Origin of the sequence: Blastopirellula retiformator, from assembly GCF_007859755.1 — a bacterium.
Taxonomy (GTDB): Bacteria; Planctomycetota; Planctomycetia; order Pirellulales; family Pirellulaceae; genus Blastopirellula; species Blastopirellula retiformator.
The window spans coordinates 151,763-169,512 of the sequence record NZ_SJPF01000003.1 but is presented as its reverse complement, the minus strand read 5'-3'; the positions used below and the strand labels follow the sequence as shown (position 1 = coordinate 169,512).

Sequence of the window (17,750 nt, the reverse complement as noted above, 5' to 3'; positions counted from 1 at the left end):
GCGGCGCTACTGCGACAATAACTGAAAATCCAACCAGTTCGCTCCTCGGCAGACCGCAACCTTCAGAACTGACTTGCTCAACTCTGCATATTTCGGCGGCAGATTTCCGCCACGAATCGTCAACCGGAACTCTCCTTCGGGCAGACCGCCGTTTTCTTCTTGCAACACATACTTCCCCTTCGCGTCGGTCACGCCGCGAGCTTTGACCTTTCCTCCTCGGCCATAGATCGCCACTTCCAAACCGGCGACAGGCGCTCCATTCACGATGACGGTTCCTTCGATGGTAATCGGCTTGCGCCCCTTGGCGGTGGCCGATTTCTCGCGCTCCGCATCTTCCGCATTGGTCGTTGGCGCCCATTGGGCCAGACGTTTCTTCACCGCGGCGTTTTCCGGCTGATCGGCGACGTTGGTCCACTCCTGCGGATCTTCCAGATGATCGTAAAGCTCTTCGCTGCCATCGGCGTAGCGAATGTAGCGCCACCGCTCGTCACGCACGGCATGGTTGTTTCGCCCGTGCGTCGTCACGGCCGGGCGATCCCACGCGGCGGCTGGATCGCTAAGCAGCGGGACCAGGCTCTTTCCTTCCACCGCGGCCGGTGGTGTGAGCCCGCAGAGTTCGGCCAGGGTCGGGTAGATGTCGAGTAGCGTCACCGTTCGCCCGCAGCGCTGCTGGGGCTGGGTAACCCCGGGGGCGACGACTAGCAGGGGCACGCGGGTCGCTTCTTCCCACAAGGCGAACTTCCGCCAGTGTTGCTTCTCGCCCAGGTGCCAACCATGGTCGCCCCACAGAACGATGATCGTGTTGTCGGCGTACTCGCTCGCCTCTAGCGCCGCAATCAACCGCCCGATCTGGGCGTCGGCAAATTCGATGCTGGCGAGATAACCTTGCACCGCCTTGGCGTAGTTGTCGGTCGACGTCACCTTGCGATGGTCGCCATCCGGCCGGGCGATTTTGACGCCGGCCTGCGGAACATCGGCTAAGTCGTCCTCTTTGATCTCAGGCAGTTGAATCTGATCAAGCGGGAAGTGATCGAAATATTCCTGCGGCACGTACCAGGGAAGGTGAGGGCGGTAGATGCCGCATGCCAGGAAGAGAGGCTTGTCATGCTTCTGCTGCAACTGCTTGATGGCGAAGTCGACCATCTGGTAGTCGCTCATCTCGGCGTCTTGCGCGTTAACCGGGCCCCAATCGAAGTGGGAGGTCTTGGGAATGCCGTTAAGCGGCAGGTTCTTTGGCTTCGGATCGCCCATCTGCTTCCGGTACTGATCAAACCCTGTTTCTTCGCGGTAAGAACCATGGAAGAGCTTACCGCAGCCGATCACCTCGTAGCCGCTCGCCTGAAAGAACTGCGGCAAGGTAACCGCATCAGGCAGCGCCGGCCGCCAAGGCTGATCGTTGTGATAAACGCCGGAGGTTGAAGGCGGGATCCCGGTGAGCAGCGATGCCCGAGAAGGATTGCAGGCGGGCGCCGAGCAATAGGCCCGCTCGAACAACACCCCCTTGGCCGCCAACGCATCGACATTCGGGGACCTGGTTTGAGGGTGACCGCCCAGGCAGTGGACCCAGTCGTTCAAGTCATCGACGGCGACAAATAGGACGTTCGGCTTGTCGGCGGCGATTGCCAACGAAGCCAACCAGGGAGATAACGCGATCGCGAAAACGAAGAGGCGAAGCATCGGGGGCAAGCTCCGGTCATTGAGGGGCGAATATTGCAGCACAGATGCGCTGCGGCCCCCTATTATTGCCGAAAACTCCCCAACATTCAGCGATTTTGAACAAATCGCCGTTTCGCCTAGAAATCTCGCAGCATCTCGGCAGCCGCATTCTTGCCGGCTGCCCCCATCACACCGCCGCCGGGATGACTGGCGGCGCCGCACAAATAGAGCCCCGAGACCGGGGTCCGGTGGTCGGCCCACCCTGGCACCGGACGGGTGACAAAGAGCTGATTGAAGTTCATCGCTCCTTGCATGATGTTGCCGCCGGTGATGCCGTAGGTCCGCTCCAGGTCGAGCGGTGAGAGGACCTGGCGATGCAAGATCGAGCCCGGGACGTTCGGCGCGTACTCGGCCAACACTTCGACGCAGCGGTCGGCGAACGACTCTTTGATGTCGTCCCACGAGCCTTCCCGCAGGTTGTACGGCGCGTACTGCACGAACATCGACAAGATATGCTGTCCGTCCGGCGCGATCGTATTGTCGACCGACGTCGGCATCGTCATCTCCAGAATCGGACTGGCGCTCGGTTTGCCATACTTGGCGTCGTCGTAGGCCCGTTCGATGTAGTCGATGTCAGGCGACACATGCATCGTGCCATGATGCTGCGGCGCAACGCCGGTCGAGGGAAGGGCGGTAAAGTTCGGCGGCTCCGAAAGCGCCAGGTTCACCTTGGCCGAGGCGGACGCGTAGTCGATGTTCTTGACCGCCGCTAAAAACTCGGGCGGAAGCTGATCGGGATCGAGGAACTTTTCAAACGTCCAGTGCGCGTCGACGCTCGAACCGACGCACTCCGCTTCGATCGTATCGCCGTCGACTAGTTGAACGCCGCGTACCTTGCCCTTGTCGGCCAGGATCCGCGCGACCGGCGCTTCGCGGCGAATGTCGACGCCATACTGCCGACAAGCGTTTTCAAGCGCTGTCGCCAATCCCCCCATGCCGCCGCGAACGTAGCCCCAGACGCCTCGTTTGCCGCCTGCTTCCCCCATCACGTGATGCATTAGCACATAGGCGGTCCCCGGCGCCGAGATCGACGCAAAGGCGCCAATGATCGCATCGGTCGCCAGCGTGGCTCGCAGCGGCTCGCTCTCGAACCAACGTTCGACAATCGGCCGCGCGGCGCCGGTCAACAGCTCTAGCGCCGCCGGCAGATCGGTTCCCAGTTTGCCGACTTCGCTGTACATGTCCCACAGACGGCTGGCGTCACGCAGGCGTTTCGTCAGGCCGATCTTCCGCCAGGTCTTGGGCATCGGGATCGGATCGGGCGCGGTCCGCGACAGGAGCGGCTCGATCACCTTTGCGACGTTTTCGAGCAGTTCGTTGTATTTGGGATAGTTCTCGGCGTCGCGCTGGCTGAATTTGGCGATCTCTTTTTGCGTCGCCACTTCATCCGGCCCCATTAGCAGCGAGCGCCCATCCAGCGTCGGCGTGAACGACGAAGGATTGCGTGGCAAGATCGCCAGGCCGTGCGACTTCAGCTGCAAGTCGCGGATGATCTCGGGCAGAAACAGGCTGATCACGTACGCGGCGGTCGAGACCTTAAAGCCGGGCCATAGCTCTTCGGTGGTGCTGCAGCCACCCAGAACGTGACGCCGCTCCAGGACGCACACTTTTTTGCCGGCTTTGGCAAGATAGGCGGCCGTGACCAGGCCATTGTGTCCACCGCCGATAATGACGCAGTCGTAAAATTTTCCGCCAGCCATCGCCGCTCCGCCGTGACGAGAATTGTGTTCCTAACTTCACCGGCTAGCATCGCCCTGCCGCCCCCATAAAGTCGAGCGCAGTTTTGCTGGCCGTCAGAATCGGCGCAACCCGACCAGGCCGCTTTCTTCACTCGCGCGGCTCGGCCTGTTACGATAGATCGATCAGCTTCGATCCCACTTGCCCGCCATCAGGAGACCCGCCGTTGTCCGCCAGCCCCTACGACGAAATTCGGAATGCCCTCGACGAAAAAGGCGCCGAGGCGGCCTTAGAGCGTCTTTCGGACCAACTGCGTCAAGAGAAGAAGTACTACGAGCTGTTTGAAGCGCTGAAGATGCTTGCGCGGCTGCGGCTCGGCCTGCCGCTCCTCTACAACGATCTCGGGGACGAACTGACCGAAGAGAAGCGGAATCAGCTGGAAGACGCCCTGATCGAGGTCTGCCGCGAGGTCGGCACGCTGCTGCTAGACGAAGGGCGGATCCGCGAAGGGTGGTACTACTTGCGTCCCGTCGGCGACAAAGAGCCGGTCTTGCGGGCGATTCGGGAAGCTGATTTTGACGAGGAAGACACGCTCGACGACGTGATCGAAGTGGCGCTGCACGAAGGAGTCGATCAAGAGCTTGGGTTTGGCCTATTGCTAGAGCATCACGGCACCTGCAACGCGATCACCACGTACGAACAACAATTCGCCGGATTATCGCCCGCCAAGCAACAGCCGCTGGCGGCGAAGTTGCTGAAGCACTTGCACGAAGAGTTGACCGCGACGCTCAAAGCGGACGTCTCACATCAGGAAGGGAGTGATCCGACCGAACCGACGCTGGCCGAGATCATCGAGCCCCGCGATTACTTGTTTAGCACCAGCGGCTATCACATTGACGCCAGTCACTTGGCGGCGACCGTTCGCTTTGCGCGCGTTCTCGACGATCCGGAGCTGGTTCGCTTGGCGCTCGACCTAACCGCCTACGGCCGGCGGCTCGATCCGCAACTGCAATACGAGCAGCCAGTTCCGTTTACCGACACCTATCCTCACAACGCGCTCTTCTTCCAGGCGCTGTTGGGCGAAAACTACGATGCGGCGATGCAGCACTTTCGCGAGAAGGCGGAAGCGAGCGACATCCGCCGCGAAGGCTCGCTGGCGATCGAGACTTACATTTCGCTGTTGGCCCGCACTGGCAAAGCGAGCGAAGCGCTCGACGTGGCGCTCCGCATGATTCCGGAAGGGGTGCACACGATGGGAATCGCCCCGACGCTGGCCGAACTTTCTAACGCCTCCGGCGACTACGAAAAGCTGGCCACGTTCTGCCAAAAGCGAGACGACATGCTCGGCTTCATCACCAGCCTGCTGCAATCGAAGACGAAGTCGTAATCCGCGACTACTTCCGCCGAATCGGGAGCGCGCCGTTCCAACCTTCGTCCGGTGCAGGGCCAGCTTCGGCGATATAGGCCTCGATCAGTTGGCCCAAGGGATGTGCAGCGCCCGTTTGACGAAGCGCCGTGAGCGACGCGTTCCAATCGCCGCGGTCGAACGCTTCCAACGCCGGCTGTAGTTCCAGAAACCGGGCTGGCGTGTCGGCCGATGAGAGGGCGTACACCGAGGTCGCCTCTTCCATTCCGGCTGGTTGAACTTTCAGCAGCCGCTCGAATCGCAAATCGTCACAGCCAGCCGCTTGCGCGGTCGCCTCATCGATCAGCGCCGGGGCGGCGAACTGCTTGGACAGACTCTCCAGCCGCGCCGCCAGATTGACCGGTGGACCGAGCGTCGTCACCTTCACCTGATCCTGGCTGCCAATCTTGCCGGCGACGGCGCTGCCCGAGGCGATCCCCACGCCAACCCGATAGCGTCCGTCGCGATCGGCCGCTTCCAAGATCTGCATCGCCGCGCGACAGGCGGCCGCCGCATCATCCTCTTTGGCGACCGGCCAGCCCCAAAACCCCATCACCGCGTCGCCATGAAAGTCGCCGATCACGCCGCCATGCCCTAGAATCGCGGCCGTCATCACGCCGATTGCATCGCTCACTTCTTCCAGTAGCTGCAGCAGACGATCGCGTTGCAGTTCAGCCCGGCGGCTGAAACCGCGGAGATCGCAGAACAGGACGGTGACGTCGGCGATTCGCGGCTTGAGCAGATTCTCCCAATCGTCCTGCTGGATCAGCTCCTGCAAGCTGGGTGAGAAGAATTGGGCGAACGAGGCCTGACGCTTCTGCAGTTCGCGGGCGCCCAGCAAGTTGCCGTAAGTCGCGGCCGCCAACAGGGTGAACTTCAAGTCATCCTGCAGCGTTTCGACTTCGGTCGCTTGTCCGATCAATCGCGGGCTGACGCCAGAGACGTAAAGCACGGCCGGCAACGTGCCGATCGGCGCTCCGAGCGCCCATTCGGCGTGCGGGTCGACAGTGACGCCGTGCGCCGAGATAGCGTCCTCTTTTTCCCAAACGTGGATCGTACACTCGCGACTTTTCAGCGTCTGGCAAATCAGTTTTGCGCTTGGCGTCATCGGAGCGGAATCGTCGCGGAGATGCATCGCGGAGGTCACGATTGGATCGCCCCGCTTTTCAAAAATGGCGGCGCCGGTGGCGTGCGGGATGCCTTTGACCACGATCTCCAACGTCCGAGCCGCCAGTTGATCGTCGCTGACCGCTCCGGCGACCTCGCTGGCGAGTTTCGAGATCGCTTCAATCCGCTCAGCAGCGACGCGAAAGGGAGCGGCCGCCAGGCGCGCCGGCGCGAGCGTCACCTCGGCCTGCGGACTGGGCGAATCGATCGTCACGTCGATTTCGTGCGGCACGACATGAAACTCGGTTCGCCCGATCACAAAATATTGCCGGGGCGCGACCGTCAGCGAGTCGGTCGCCCGGCCTTGAAAGAAGATTGGATTGGCGGCGGCGGCCAGGCGGTGGATCTTCAGCGACTTGCCGTCCCAGGTCGCTTCGGCATGCTGTCCCGAGATCTTCCCGTCCCACGGCGCCGCAAACGGTTCGGTCTTACGCCCAATCAGAAAGGTTTGACCGATTTCCAAGGGGCGGCGCGCACGGCGATTCGATTGCGTATCACGAACGAACAAGTCAAACATGCCAGTTCCAGTCGCCGGATGAGAGGTGAAGGATCGACAGCCAGTCAGGATAACAGAATTGACCGGCGGAAAGTGGCTTCCGATTCGCTAGTAGAAGATTGCGCAGAGATCGCGGCGGCGGCATGTGAAGTGCAACCGCCCCTCCGGCCGACGAATCGATTGCAGGGCCTCTACCGGTTCCGGAGCGCCCCCCAATTCGCGTGAAGAGAGATGCGGGGAAGCGCCGACCGAACGACTACACAGACGTCGCCGCGGCGACGTGCGTTTTGACGGTCGCTCCTATTTCGTCAATAATCCGGGCAGCCGCTGTTCCCGCCCCGCGATTCCACTGGCCTCCTTCCTCCATAGCATGTTACGCAAATACCTTCTGCTCGGGATCGTACCTGCGCTCGCGGCCGTCGGCTTGGCGATGGTGCTGAACTACGCAACGACCCGAACGCTGGTCTTGGAGAAAATCGAACAGGTACAGCAAACCGAACTTCAATTGCAGATCGAGCGCATCGAGTCGTTTTTCATGCGTCTGGTCGTTCGGCTAGAAACGCTGGCCGAGTCGTCCGAACTGCAGGCAGGACGGCGGGAAGAGATCATGCCCTATCTGGCGAAAGAGCGCCAATCGCTAGGGAATGAAATCGAGGCGATCTATTACAATACCGTCGACGGCGACGTCTACGATACCGACGGTTCCAAGTTCAACGTCAGCGATCGCCACTATTTCGCCAAGATTTCCGCGGGCGAGTTGGTTATCTCGCGCCTGCTTAAGAGTCGCGGCTCTGGAGCCGACGTCGTCTTGATTCTCGTTCCGACGTTCGACACCAACGGCGCGCGAAACGGCGCTGTCGGTTTAACGATCCTGGAACGTCACCTGATCGACTATCTGGATAGTGCAACCGTCTCGCACGACGCCAGGCTCTATCTATTCGACCAAGACGGGAAAATGATCGCCGGCGACGCCAACGACTCCTTTTCGGCCTCCTCCGTCTCGGCCGAAGGCCAAGATTCAACCAAGACCAACCGCAGCCAAGACCAGACGATCGTGATTGGCGCCATTCCCAACTCAGGCTGGTCGCTGGCACTGATTTATCCCGACGAAACGACGTTCCTGCCGATTTTTCGCCGCTTGCGTTGGGCGCAGTTGGGAGGGGCCGCCGTTGGTTTGGCGGTCGCCCTGGCGCTGGGCGTCCTATTCACCAACGCCGCGATGGCGCCGATCAAGAAAATTTCGGACGCCCATTCGCAATACGCCAAGGGAGACAAAAGCCTCCGCTTGCCGATGGATGAGCTCAACGAGTTTGCACCGCTGGCGCAGTCGTTCAACTTTCTGGCCAGTCGCATCTCGGCGGTCGAAAGCGAACGCGAGCAGCATCTGCGCGACGTCGAAGCGAGCGAGGCCCGTTTTCGCGCCCTGTTCGACGCCGCCGCGGACGCCATGTTTCTGGTCGACGTCAAAGCCAAAATCATCAACGTCAATGACGAAGCGTGCCGCAGTCTGGGCTATACCCGCGAAGAGTTGCAGCAGATGCACTCGGACGAAGTTGAAGTTGGGTGGAAACGGGAAGCAATCGTTGAGTTACAGGATTCGATCGCGGAAAACGATCCCCTTTCGCCAGTCTCGGGGCGGCACCGCCGCAAAGATGGGAGCGAGTTTCCGGTTGAAGTCCGGATCGGCCGCTTTGTCGAAAACGGGCAGCCGCTGTTTATCGCGATCGTTCGTAACGTCGAGGTCCGCCTGCGACAAGAGGAAATCATCCGCCGCGAAAAGGCGATGCTCGAGCGCGTGATGCAGGCGAGCGTCGCCGCCATCATGATCGTCGACGCCCACGACAAGACGAAGTTCGCGAACCGCCGCGCGATCGAACTGCTGGCGCTTTCTCCCACCGAATATGGCTTCTCCGAACCAGCGTGGCGTCGATTTGACTGGAGCGGCAAACCGTTGAACGAAGAAACGCAGACCGCCTACTCGCGGGTTCGCAAGACCAACGCCCCCGTCTATGGCGTTCGCTATCTTCTGGAGAGAGGACCGGGAGACCGCCGCGTGCTGCACATCAATGGGGCGCCGCTGCATAACGAGCAAGGAGAATTTGACGGCGCCGTATTGGTTGTCGACGACATTACCGACGCCTACCAGGCCGAGCGAGCGCTGAAGGCGAGCGAGGATCGCTTTCAGTTGGCGGTCCGCGGGGCCCAGCAGGGAATTTGGGAATGGGACCTTGTCGAAGACCGCACCTACTGGTCGGAGCGGATGTTCGAGCACTTTGGCATTTCGCCAGAGAATGGTCCGCCGCCCCGCGATGCGATCCGCAGTTGGATTCATCCCGACGACCGGCAGCGGGTCGATGAGATGTTCGAGAAGTTCGAAGCGCAACAGGGGCCCTTCGACGCCGAGTGCCGTTTCCGCGTCGCCGCGGGCGAATATCGCTGGTTCCGACTTTCCGGAGACGGCGAGCGCGACGAGAGCGGCGCCATCATCCGTCTGGCGGGGGCCTTAACCGACATCACCGCCCGTAAACAGGCGGAACAGTTCGTCCGCGAGAACGAAGCCCGTTATCGCGCGATTTTTGAAGCGGCGGTCAACGGCTTCTTCCTCTACTCGCTGGAGGGGGAACTAGTCGACGTGAATCCGGCCGCATGCCGAATCCACGGTTATACGCGGGAAGAAATGTTGGCGATGGACCCTCGGGAGTTCATCCACCCTGACAGCCATCTCACCTTCGAAGAATTCTTGAAAACGGTCGCCGCGGGCAAACGCTTTGAGGCCCCGGCGATCGGTATCCGCAAGGATGGCGGCGTTTTTTACGCCGACGTCATCGGAGTTCCGTATGAGGCGGACGGACGACGCTTGGCGCTGGGGACGGTGCTCGACGTGACCGAGTCGCGAATGGCGGCCAAAGAGCGGGAGACCCTGATCGGCAACCTCGAAGCGAAGAACACGGAACTGGAGAGGTTCACCTACACCGTTTCTCACGACCTGAAATCTCCGCTCATAACGATCAAAGGATTTCTAGGGGCGCTCTCCCAGGATATTGATCGCGGCGATATGCCAGCGGTGCAGGAAGATATGCAGATCATCAGCGACGCGGCCGAAAAAATGGCGGATCTGCTGGACGATCTGTTGGAATTGTCCCGAATTGGCCGGGTTTGCAATCCGAACGGATTTGTCGAGGGGCAGAAGCTTGTCGACGCCGTTTTGACCTTTTTGGCCGGTCGTATCGCCGAAAAGCAGGTCAACGTTGCGGTTAGCTGCGATGATCGCCAATTTTACGTCGACCGCGTGCGTCTCCAAGAAGTGCTGCAAAATCTTGTCGAAAATGCGGTAAAATACTCGGATCCGGCCGATCCACGCGTCACAATTCAGTTATCGTCCGACAAGACCCATACGACTTGCTGGGTCCGGGACAACGGCCCCGGCATCCCGGAGAGCTTTCGGGAAAAGATTTTCGGATTGTTTGAAAAGCTCGATCCCCATTCCGACGGAACCGGAATCGGACTGGCGATCGCAAAACGTATTATTGAGTTTCACCAGGGTGAGATCTGGGTCGAGCCGAATCCTGTCAAAGGCGCTTGCTTTTGCTTCCGCATTCCGCGCGATCCCAACTCCCCATTGTTATCGACTGTAACGCTAGGCTAAGTGAACGATGCAAGGACGACCCATCAAGGTCTTGTTGGTCGAAGACAATGCGGCGCATGCGAAATTGGTCATGCGCAGTTTTCGTGAGCATGCCGTCGCCAACGAAATCGTCCATGTCGACAATGGCGAATCCGCGCTGGAATATATGTTCCAGATCGGACAATACCAAAACGTAGATACTCTACCTGACCTGGTATTGCTCGATCTGCGGCTTCCTAAGTATGACGGCCTACATGTGCTGAGCGAGATCAAAAAGAATCCTTCGACCGCCAACATTCCAGTGGTAGTATTGACCACCAGCGACGCCGAGGCCGACGTCAATCAGGCGTACGGACACCACGTGAACAGCTACCTGGTCAAACCGATTGATTTCATTGAGTTCTCCAAAATGTTGAGCGATCTTGGATTCTATTGGTTGGTCTGGAACGAACCGCCGAAACGACGGTAGACGGAATCTCGTTACGAGAGGACACGCCAGTGCCGGACGAATATCGCATCTTGATCATCGAAGATGAACGCTCTCATGCGATTCTGATGAGCCGGGCGTTAAACACCTTCTCTTCGCAGTTTGAAGTCATCATCGCCTCTTCGTTGGAAAAAGCCCGACAAGAGATCGTCCAGCGACGTCCCGATCTGGCCCTGGTCGACAACATGCTGCCGGACGGCCGCGGCGTCGATCTACTGTCGCATCGCCGTCCTGAAGACCAACAGTTTCCGATCGTCGTGATGACCAGCTACGGCGACGAGCGGACCGCGGTCGAGGCGCTCAAGCGCGGCGCCATCGACTATGTCGTCAAGACCGAACACTTCTTCTCCGAACTGCCCCGCATCGCCGAACGGGCCATTCGCCAATGGCAATTGATCTGCGACAAGCGCGACGCGGAGCTAGCGCTGCGTAACAGCGAACGCCGCTACCGAGCGCTGGTCGACAATTCGCCGGTGCCGATCCTCGTTCACAGCATGGAAAAAGTGGTCCTGGCCAACGAGAAGGCGGTCGAGTGTTTGGGAGGAACGTCCGACGCCGACCTGATCGGACGCCCGATCGAAGACTTCATCGTTCCGGATGAGCGGCAATCGGTCCGCGAGCGGATCAGCTCTTTGTACAAGGGTGAACCGACCACCGCCGCCGAGCAGCACATGCTGTGCGTCGATGGCCGCACGATCGACGTCTCGGTCGCCGGCACGCCGATCGATTACCTGGGACATCCCGCCTGTCAGATCGTCTTCCTCGATATTACCGAGCGGAAACGAGCCGAACTGGCCCTGAAGATCCGCGAGCGGGCGATCGCCTCGACGACCAACGGCGTCTTCATCGTCAGCCTGTCGGAAAACGAACCGCAATTGGTCTATGGCAATCCGGCGCTGGAGGTGATGCTCGGCGTCGCCCCGGGGATGCTCGAAGGAAAAAGCCTGGACGTCTTCCGCGCCGATCCCCGCGAAGCCGAGCAACTGCGGCAGTTGAATTGGGGCATCGTCAACGGCGGCGCCATGCAAGAGACGCTGCGGCTGGCCCGTGCCGAAGGGGAATTTGGCTGGTGTGAGATTTCGATCGCACCGGTCCGGGGCGAAAAGGGAATCGTCACCCATGTCGTGGGCGTCGTCAACGACATCGCCGAGAAGATCTTGGCCGATGACGAACTCCGCCGCCGTAACATGGAACTGGCGCACGTCGCCCGGCTGAGCACGTTGGGCGAAATCGTCGCCGGCATCGCCCACGAGGTGAATCAGCCCCTCTATGCGATCTCGAACTACGGCAGCACTTGCTTGAATCTGCTGAAGTCGCAGCGCGAAGACCGCGAAGAGAACATCACCCACTGCATCACGCGAATCGTCGATCAGGCGACTCGCGCCGGCGAAATTATCCGGCGCTTGCGCAACTTCGCCAGCCGCACCGATCCCAAGCTGGAAGATCGCGACGTCCATGAGCTGATTCATGATTCGGTCGAATTGATCGCCCCGATGATTCGCGATAGCGACGTCTTCGTGCAGTACGAGTTGCCCGACCAACTGCCGCCGGTGACGGTCGATGCGATCCAGATTCAACAAGTCTTGATTAACCTGGTGACCAACGCCTGCGAGGCGATGAAGGCGATCAGCGAAAGCAAGACGGTGACGATTAGCGCGCAAGTGAGCGATGATCTAGTCGAATTTTGCGTGCGCGATTCTGGGCCTGGCCTTCCCGGCAACGTCGACATATTTGAAGCGTTCCGCACAACCAAAGAAGGCGGAATGGGAATGGGTTTGGCGATTTCTCGCTCGATCATCGAGCTACACGGAGGTAAGATTTGGTGCCAGCCATCCGCCGAGGGAGCGGAATTCCGATTCACTTTGCCGACTGCCTCTGAACCTACGGAAGAAGAACATGCCAACGACACCAACCGTGTTCATCATTGATGACGATCCCGCCGCGCGGGAATCGATCGGAATGCTGATCGATTCTTTGGGCCTGAAAACCGAACAATTTTCGTCGGCCGAAGAATTCTTAGCGGCGTTTTCGGCCGATCGCTGCGGCTGCGTCATCACCGACGTGCGGATGCTGGGATTGAGCGGCGTCGAGCTGCAGGAACGCCTGTTGTCGGTCGGTTACCGGATTCCGGTAATTTTGATCACCGCCCACGCCAATACTCAAACGACCGTTCGCGCGATGCGCAACGGAGCGGTGACCTTCCTCGACAAGCCGTGCAAAGAGCAAGAAATTGTCGACGCGGTCAACGAAGCGATCGCCCTGGACGCCAAATGGCGGGCCGAAGACGTCGACAAAGAGGAAGCGGAACGACTCTACCAAACGCTTACCGATGGCGAAAAAGACGTCATGCGGCTGATGGTGCAAGGCAAAGCGAACAAAGTGATCGCCCGCCGCCTGGACGTCAGTCTCCGAACGGTTGAAGCTCGCCGTCATAACGTCTTCAAGAAAATGGGAGTCGACAACGTTCCGGACTTGGTTCGGATGGCGATTCGGTTAGGGCAAGATATCGATTCGACCGGCGGTGAGGATGACGACGTCGACTAGCTCCTCTTCCGCCGATTGCTACGACTATCCGCAGTATTGGGATCTCGCCTTTCGGGACGAGACTCTGTTCGAGGCTGACTTTGTCGAGTCGGCCGCCGATAAGTACGCGATCGTTCCGGTCAAGTCGATCCTAGAGCCTGGCTGTGGCGGAGGTCGCCTGATGGTCGAGCTCGCCAAACGCGGGTATCAGGTCAGCGGTTTCGATCTAAGCGAACCGTCGGTCCGCTACGTGCAGCAGCGACTCAAACGCCGTAAACTGCCGGGCGACGTCTTTGTCGGCGACATGACCGACTTTACCTTGCCCAAGCCGATCGACTGCGTCGTCAACTTCGTCAATACGTTTCGCCACCTTACGACCGAAGCGGCGGCCCTTTCGCATCTGCAGCAAGTCGCCGCCGCACTGCGCCCTGGCGGACTTTTCTTGCTTGGCTTTCACCTGATTCCGCTCGACGCCGATCCCGACTGCACCGAGCGTTCGACCGCCAAGCATGGACAGACCAAGGTTACGCTGACGCTGCGGGTGGTCGACTTCAATCGCCGCCGCCGACTCGAGCGGATCCGCTTTAACCTGCGGGTCAAAAGCGGCCGGCGCGACCTGAAGCTCAAATCCGAGTATGACTATCGACTCTACACGCGGACGCAGTTTCTGAAGCTGCTAGAGAAGGTCCCGCAGCTTCAGCTGTGCGAAACGTTCGATTTCAACTACGACATCGACGAGCCGGTTCCGCTGGATGATGAGCTGTCGGACGCCGTGTTTGTGCTGCGAAAGCGGGCAAGCTGAACGGCGGCTCAAGACGAAAACCGACAAAAAAAGAAGGTACGGATGGAGGGACTCGAACCCCCAACCCTCGGTTCCGAAGACCGATGCTCTATCCATTGAGCTACATCCGCACGCTGGCTGCTGGTGCGCAAAACGACGAATCGCCGGCACTGCAGCACCGCAAATAATACCATTTTGGCCGCCTTCAGCAATGGCGCCAGCACGCCCAGGGGGTCGCTTTCGGCGCTATACTCGTTTTTGGGGCCGCTATGCGCAATAATAGAGGGCTTTCCTGGATCTGGGTTCACCAACGCAGCAAATTCTTATCATGGCGCTGGTTACATTACGCATCATCGACGGCGCGGATCGCGGTACGGTGTTTGATCGTCTCGAGACGCCGGTCACGATTGGCCGCGAAGAGGGGAATACCCTCCAATTGAAGGACGAACGGGTCAGCCGTTTTCACGTCAAGATCCAGGAGGACCATGGCAAAATCGTCCTGGTCGACCTTGAGAGCACCAACGGCACGCGGGTCAACGGCGAGGACATCCACCTCCGCATCTTGCGGTATGGCGACATGATCCACGTCGGCCGCTCGGTCATCCTCTACGGCTCGGAAGACGAAATCGCCGATCGTCTGGCCCAGCTCCGCGTGCAGCGGCAAAAAGAGCGGGGAGAGGAAGAGCGGACCAATGGTCCGCTCAATCCCAGCGACAGCGCCTCGTCGCTCGAGTTCGAGCTGAACTGGAACAACCAGGAAGAAGACCTCCAAGCGGCGATCTACTCGCTGGAACCGCCAGAGCTGCCCGAGCGTCTGAGCCCGGCTCAAGCGGCCCAGCTGGCCGAGTTGATGGAATACATCCACATCCGAATTCGCCACCTGTTGCTGTCGGTTGAAGTCAACGATGCGGCCGAAAAAGTGGCGCTCGACACTCGCGAATGGCAAAACCTGCTCGACCTGCAGGCCCGCATCTCGATCCTGCTCCGCCGGATTGGTGACCCTGGGCTGTAAAGCCAAGCGTTCCATTTTTTGTAGGGTAGGTGGAGCAATCGCGTAAGGCGCTGCCTGAAGCTGGACCTCTCTAGCTTGTGCAACCCACCTTCTTTGTTTGCAACCGCATCGTTGGGTTTCGCTCTGCTGCACCCAACCTACAGCCAGCCACGCCCAAGACATGCTCTTCTCGCGAAGATGCGCTAAGAACATGCCACCAAGTAAACGAGCTTAATCCAGCTTCGCCTTTCTCAGCCGCAGCGAGTTCCCGATCACCGAGACCGAGCTAAAGCTCATCGCAGCAGCGGCGATCATCGGGTTGAGCAGCAGGTGATACGACAGCGGATAGAGAACGCCGGCGGCGATCGGGATTCCTACCACGTTGTAGGCGAACGCGAAGATGAGATTCTGGCGGATGTTCTTCATCGTGCGGCGACTTAATCTTACGCTCCGCACGATTCCCCGCAGATCTCCTTTGACCAGCGTCACGCCAGCCGATTCGATCGCCACGTCCGATCCCGCCCCCATCGCAATGCCGACGTCGGCGGCGGCCAAGGCGGGCGCATCGTTCACTCCGTCTCCCGCCATGGCGACGACGTAGCCTTCGGCTTTGAGTTGCGAAACGCGATCTTGCTTGTCTTGCGGGCGGACTTCGGCGGTGAAGTCGTCGATCCCCAACTCTTTGGCGACCGACTCGGCGGTTCGCTGGTTGTCGCCGGTCAGCATGATCACCTTCAAACCGAGCTCATGCAACTGACGAATCGCTTCCGGCGTCGGATCTTTGATCGGATCGGCCACGGCGACCAGTCCCGACATTTTTCCGTCGAGCGCAACCAGCATCACGGTTCGCCCCTGGCTTTGCAGCTGGGCGACGCGATCCTGCATCGCGTCTCGGTTCTCCACGTTACGTTCTTCCAAGAGAGCGTTGTTGCCGATCAAGACTTTCCGCCCTTCGACTTCGCCGCTCACGCCGCCGCCGGGGATCGAGTCGAACTTCTCAACGCTCGGCAGTTCGATTCCTTGGTCCTGGGCGCCAGCAATAATCGACCGGGCCAGGGGATGTTCGCTGTTCTGCTCAACGGCGGCCGCCATCCGCAGTACGCCGCTGGGGGACACCTTCTCGAGCGATTCAAACTCGGTCAGCTTCGGTTTGCCGGCGGTCAGCGTCCCCGTTTTGTCGACGACAACCGCGTCGACCTTCTCCATGCGCTCCAGCACTTCGGCGTCTTTGATCAGCACTCCTTCGCTGGCGCCGCGGCCGACGCCGACCATGATCGACATCGGCGTCGCCAATCCCAACGCACATGGACAAGCGATGATCAACACTGCGACCGCATTGACTAGCGCCCACGAGAGCGCCGAACCTTCCGGCCCAAAGATCGCCCACACGACGAACGTCACCAGCGAGGTCGCCAGCACCGCCGGCACAAAGTAGCCAGCAACCTGATCGGCGATCCGCTGAATCGGGGCGCGGCTCCGCTGGGCATTGGCGACCATGTCGACAATCTGCGACAAGACGGTATCCTCGCCAACTTTTTCGGCTTCCATCAGAAACGAACCAGTGCTGTTGACGGTGCCGCTGATCACCTCGTCGCCCGCCTGCTTCTTCACCGGGTTGGGCTCGCCGGTCAACATCGACTCGTCGACGCTGCTCTCTCCTTCGGTCACGCGGCCGTCGACCGGGATCTTTTCCCCCGGTCGAACGCGAAGCAAGTCGCCAGAGTGAACTTCGTCCAGCTCGACATCCTCTTCTTTGCCGTCACGCACCCGATGCGCCGTCGGCGGCGCAAGGGCGATCAGCGCCTTGATCGCGCCGCTCGTCTTTTTGCGAGCCCGCAGCTCCAACAGCTGTCCGAGCAGTACCAGCGCGATGATGACAGCCGCCGCTTCAAAGTAAACTTCGACGCGGCCTTCGTGTTTGAACGCCTCGGGTATAAGGCTTGGAGCGAACACGCCGACCAAACTGTAGAGATACGCCGCGCCGGTTCCGACCGCGATCAGCGTGAACATGTTCAAGTGACCGGTCAGGAAGGAACGAACGCCCCGCATGAAGAAGGGCCAGCCCGCCCACAGCACCACCGGCGTGCTTAGGATCAGCTGAATCCAGACATAGGCGGTGTGCCCCAGCCACTGATCGACAGGCACGCCGACCATCGGTCCCATCGCCAGCAGGAAGACCGGCAGCGCCAACGCCGTCGCGATCCAAAATCGCAACGTCATGTCGTTCAGTTCGCCATCCTCGTCCTCATCGCTTTCGGCGGTGACGCTCTTCTTTTCCAGATCCATCCCGCACTTGGGACAACTGCCGGGATGATCCTGCTCGATCTCGGGATGCATCGGGCAGGTGTAGATCGTTTTCTTGGCCTTCTTCGGCGCCGATGGATTCGGTTCCAGCGCCATGCCGCACTTCGGACAGGCGGCCGGCTTGTCGCTTTCGACGCCGGGACACATGGGGCAGATATAGGCGGCCGTGGAAGCAGGCCTTTCTCTCGCTGGCCCGGTCGACAGTTGCGTCAGTTCGACCCCATGACCGCCGTGTCCGCCGTTCCCGTGACAGCAAGAATGTTCCCCTTCGTGCGCAGCATCCGCCTGATCGCCCTCATGATTGGCGAACTTGGTGCGACAATGTTCGCTGCAGAAGAAGTAGGTCTCTCCGCCTTGCTCTAACTGCAGCGCCTTGTTCGGATCGACGTCCATTCCGCAGATAGGGTCTTTGGCCACTCTGTCCGCTCCTTCAATCGAATGCTTTCCGGCTGCTGGTCTCGTTGCATCTATTGTTTCCGATACCGGCGGTGAAGACGAGGTTGTACCTGCGCCAGAAACGGGCGAAAGCCGAGACTATTTATCCCGGCTTTCGCAAAATCGATCTTTTTTTCAGCGGT

The 17,750-nt window shown here is 59.9% G+C and carries 11 protein-coding genes and 1 tRNA gene; 7 read left to right on the top strand and 5 right to left on the bottom strand.

Going from position 1 to position 17,750, the window contains the following annotated elements:
• Positions 1–6: 6 nt before the first annotated feature.
• Together Enr8_RS12440 and Enr8_RS12435 are read right to left on the bottom strand one after the other, a co-directional pair.
• Positions 7–1,677, bottom strand: a complete 1,671-nt coding sequence (locus Enr8_RS12440; protein ID WP_146431974.1) for a sulfatase-like hydrolase/transferase — start codon at positions 1,675–1,677, stop codon at positions 7–9.
• Between the two features lie 116 nt (positions 1,678–1,793).
• A complete protein-coding gene (locus Enr8_RS12435; protein WP_146431972.1) occupies positions 1,794–3,416 on the bottom strand; it encodes a phytoene desaturase family protein in 1,623 nt (540 codons plus the stop codon).
• A 203-nt stretch (positions 3,417–3,619) separates the two neighbouring features.
• Between Enr8_RS12435 and Enr8_RS12430 the strand changes: the two genes are divergently transcribed.
• Positions 3,620–4,780, top strand: a complete 1,161-nt coding sequence (locus tag Enr8_RS12430; RefSeq protein ID WP_146431969.1) for a hypothetical protein — start codon at positions 3,620–3,622, stop codon at positions 4,778–4,780.
• 7 nt (positions 4,781–4,787) lie between these two features.
• Here Enr8_RS12430 and Enr8_RS12425 read toward each other — a convergent pair whose 3' ends face one another.
• On the bottom strand, positions 4,788–6,482 hold the full coding sequence (locus Enr8_RS12425) for an adenylate/guanylate cyclase domain-containing protein (RefSeq protein WP_146431967.1): 1,695 nt from the start codon (positions 6,480–6,482) through the stop codon (positions 4,788–4,790).
• 349 nt (positions 6,483–6,831) lie between these two features.
• Between Enr8_RS12425 and Enr8_RS12420 the strand changes: the two genes are divergently transcribed.
• From Enr8_RS12420 to Enr8_RS12400, 5 genes are read left to right on the top strand one after another with little or no spacing between them, the layout of a single operon-like run.
• Positions 6,832–10,107, top strand: a complete 3,276-nt coding sequence (locus tag Enr8_RS12420; protein WP_146431964.1) for a PAS domain S-box protein — start codon at positions 6,832–6,834, stop codon at positions 10,105–10,107.
• Between the two features lie 7 nt (positions 10,108–10,114).
• A complete protein-coding gene (locus Enr8_RS12415) occupies positions 10,115–10,555 on the top strand; it encodes a response regulator (protein WP_146431962.1) in 441 nt (146 codons plus the stop codon).
• A 29-nt stretch (positions 10,556–10,584) separates the two neighbouring features.
• A complete protein-coding gene (locus Enr8_RS12410) occupies positions 10,585–12,501 on the top strand; it encodes a PAS domain S-box protein (RefSeq protein ID WP_146431960.1) in 1,917 nt (638 codons plus the stop codon).
• Positions 12,470–13,117 carry a response regulator transcription factor gene (locus tag Enr8_RS12405; RefSeq protein ID WP_146431958.1) on the top strand — a complete coding sequence of 216 codons (648 nt, stop codon included), beginning with the start codon at positions 12,470–12,472 and terminating at the stop codon, positions 13,115–13,117. Before Enr8_RS12410 ends, Enr8_RS12405 begins: the two co-directional genes overlap by 32 nt.
• Positions 13,101–13,898 (top strand): SAM-dependent methyltransferase, encoded by a 798-nt coding sequence (locus Enr8_RS12400; RefSeq protein ID WP_146431956.1) that lies wholly within the window; start codon positions 13,101–13,103, stop codon positions 13,896–13,898. Before Enr8_RS12405 ends, Enr8_RS12400 begins: the two co-directional genes overlap by 17 nt.
• A 37-nt stretch (positions 13,899–13,935) precedes the next feature.
• On the opposite strand, the gene Enr8_RS12395 is transcribed toward Enr8_RS12400, so the two are convergent.
• Positions 13,936–14,008, bottom strand: a tRNA-Arg gene (locus Enr8_RS12395).
• 197 nt (positions 14,009–14,205) lie between these two features.
• Between Enr8_RS12395 and Enr8_RS12390 the strand changes: the two genes are divergently transcribed.
• Complete coding sequence (locus Enr8_RS12390) at positions 14,206–14,889, top strand: FHA domain-containing protein (RefSeq protein ID WP_146431954.1); 684 nt, start codon at positions 14,206–14,208, stop codon at positions 14,887–14,889.
• Between the two features lie 210 nt (positions 14,890–15,099).
• On the opposite strand, the gene Enr8_RS12385 is transcribed toward Enr8_RS12390, so the two are convergent.
• Complete coding sequence (locus tag Enr8_RS12385; RefSeq protein WP_146431952.1) at positions 15,100–17,589, bottom strand: heavy metal translocating P-type ATPase; 2,490 nt, start codon at positions 17,587–17,589, stop codon at positions 15,100–15,102.
• Positions 17,590–17,750: the final 161 nt, after the last annotated feature.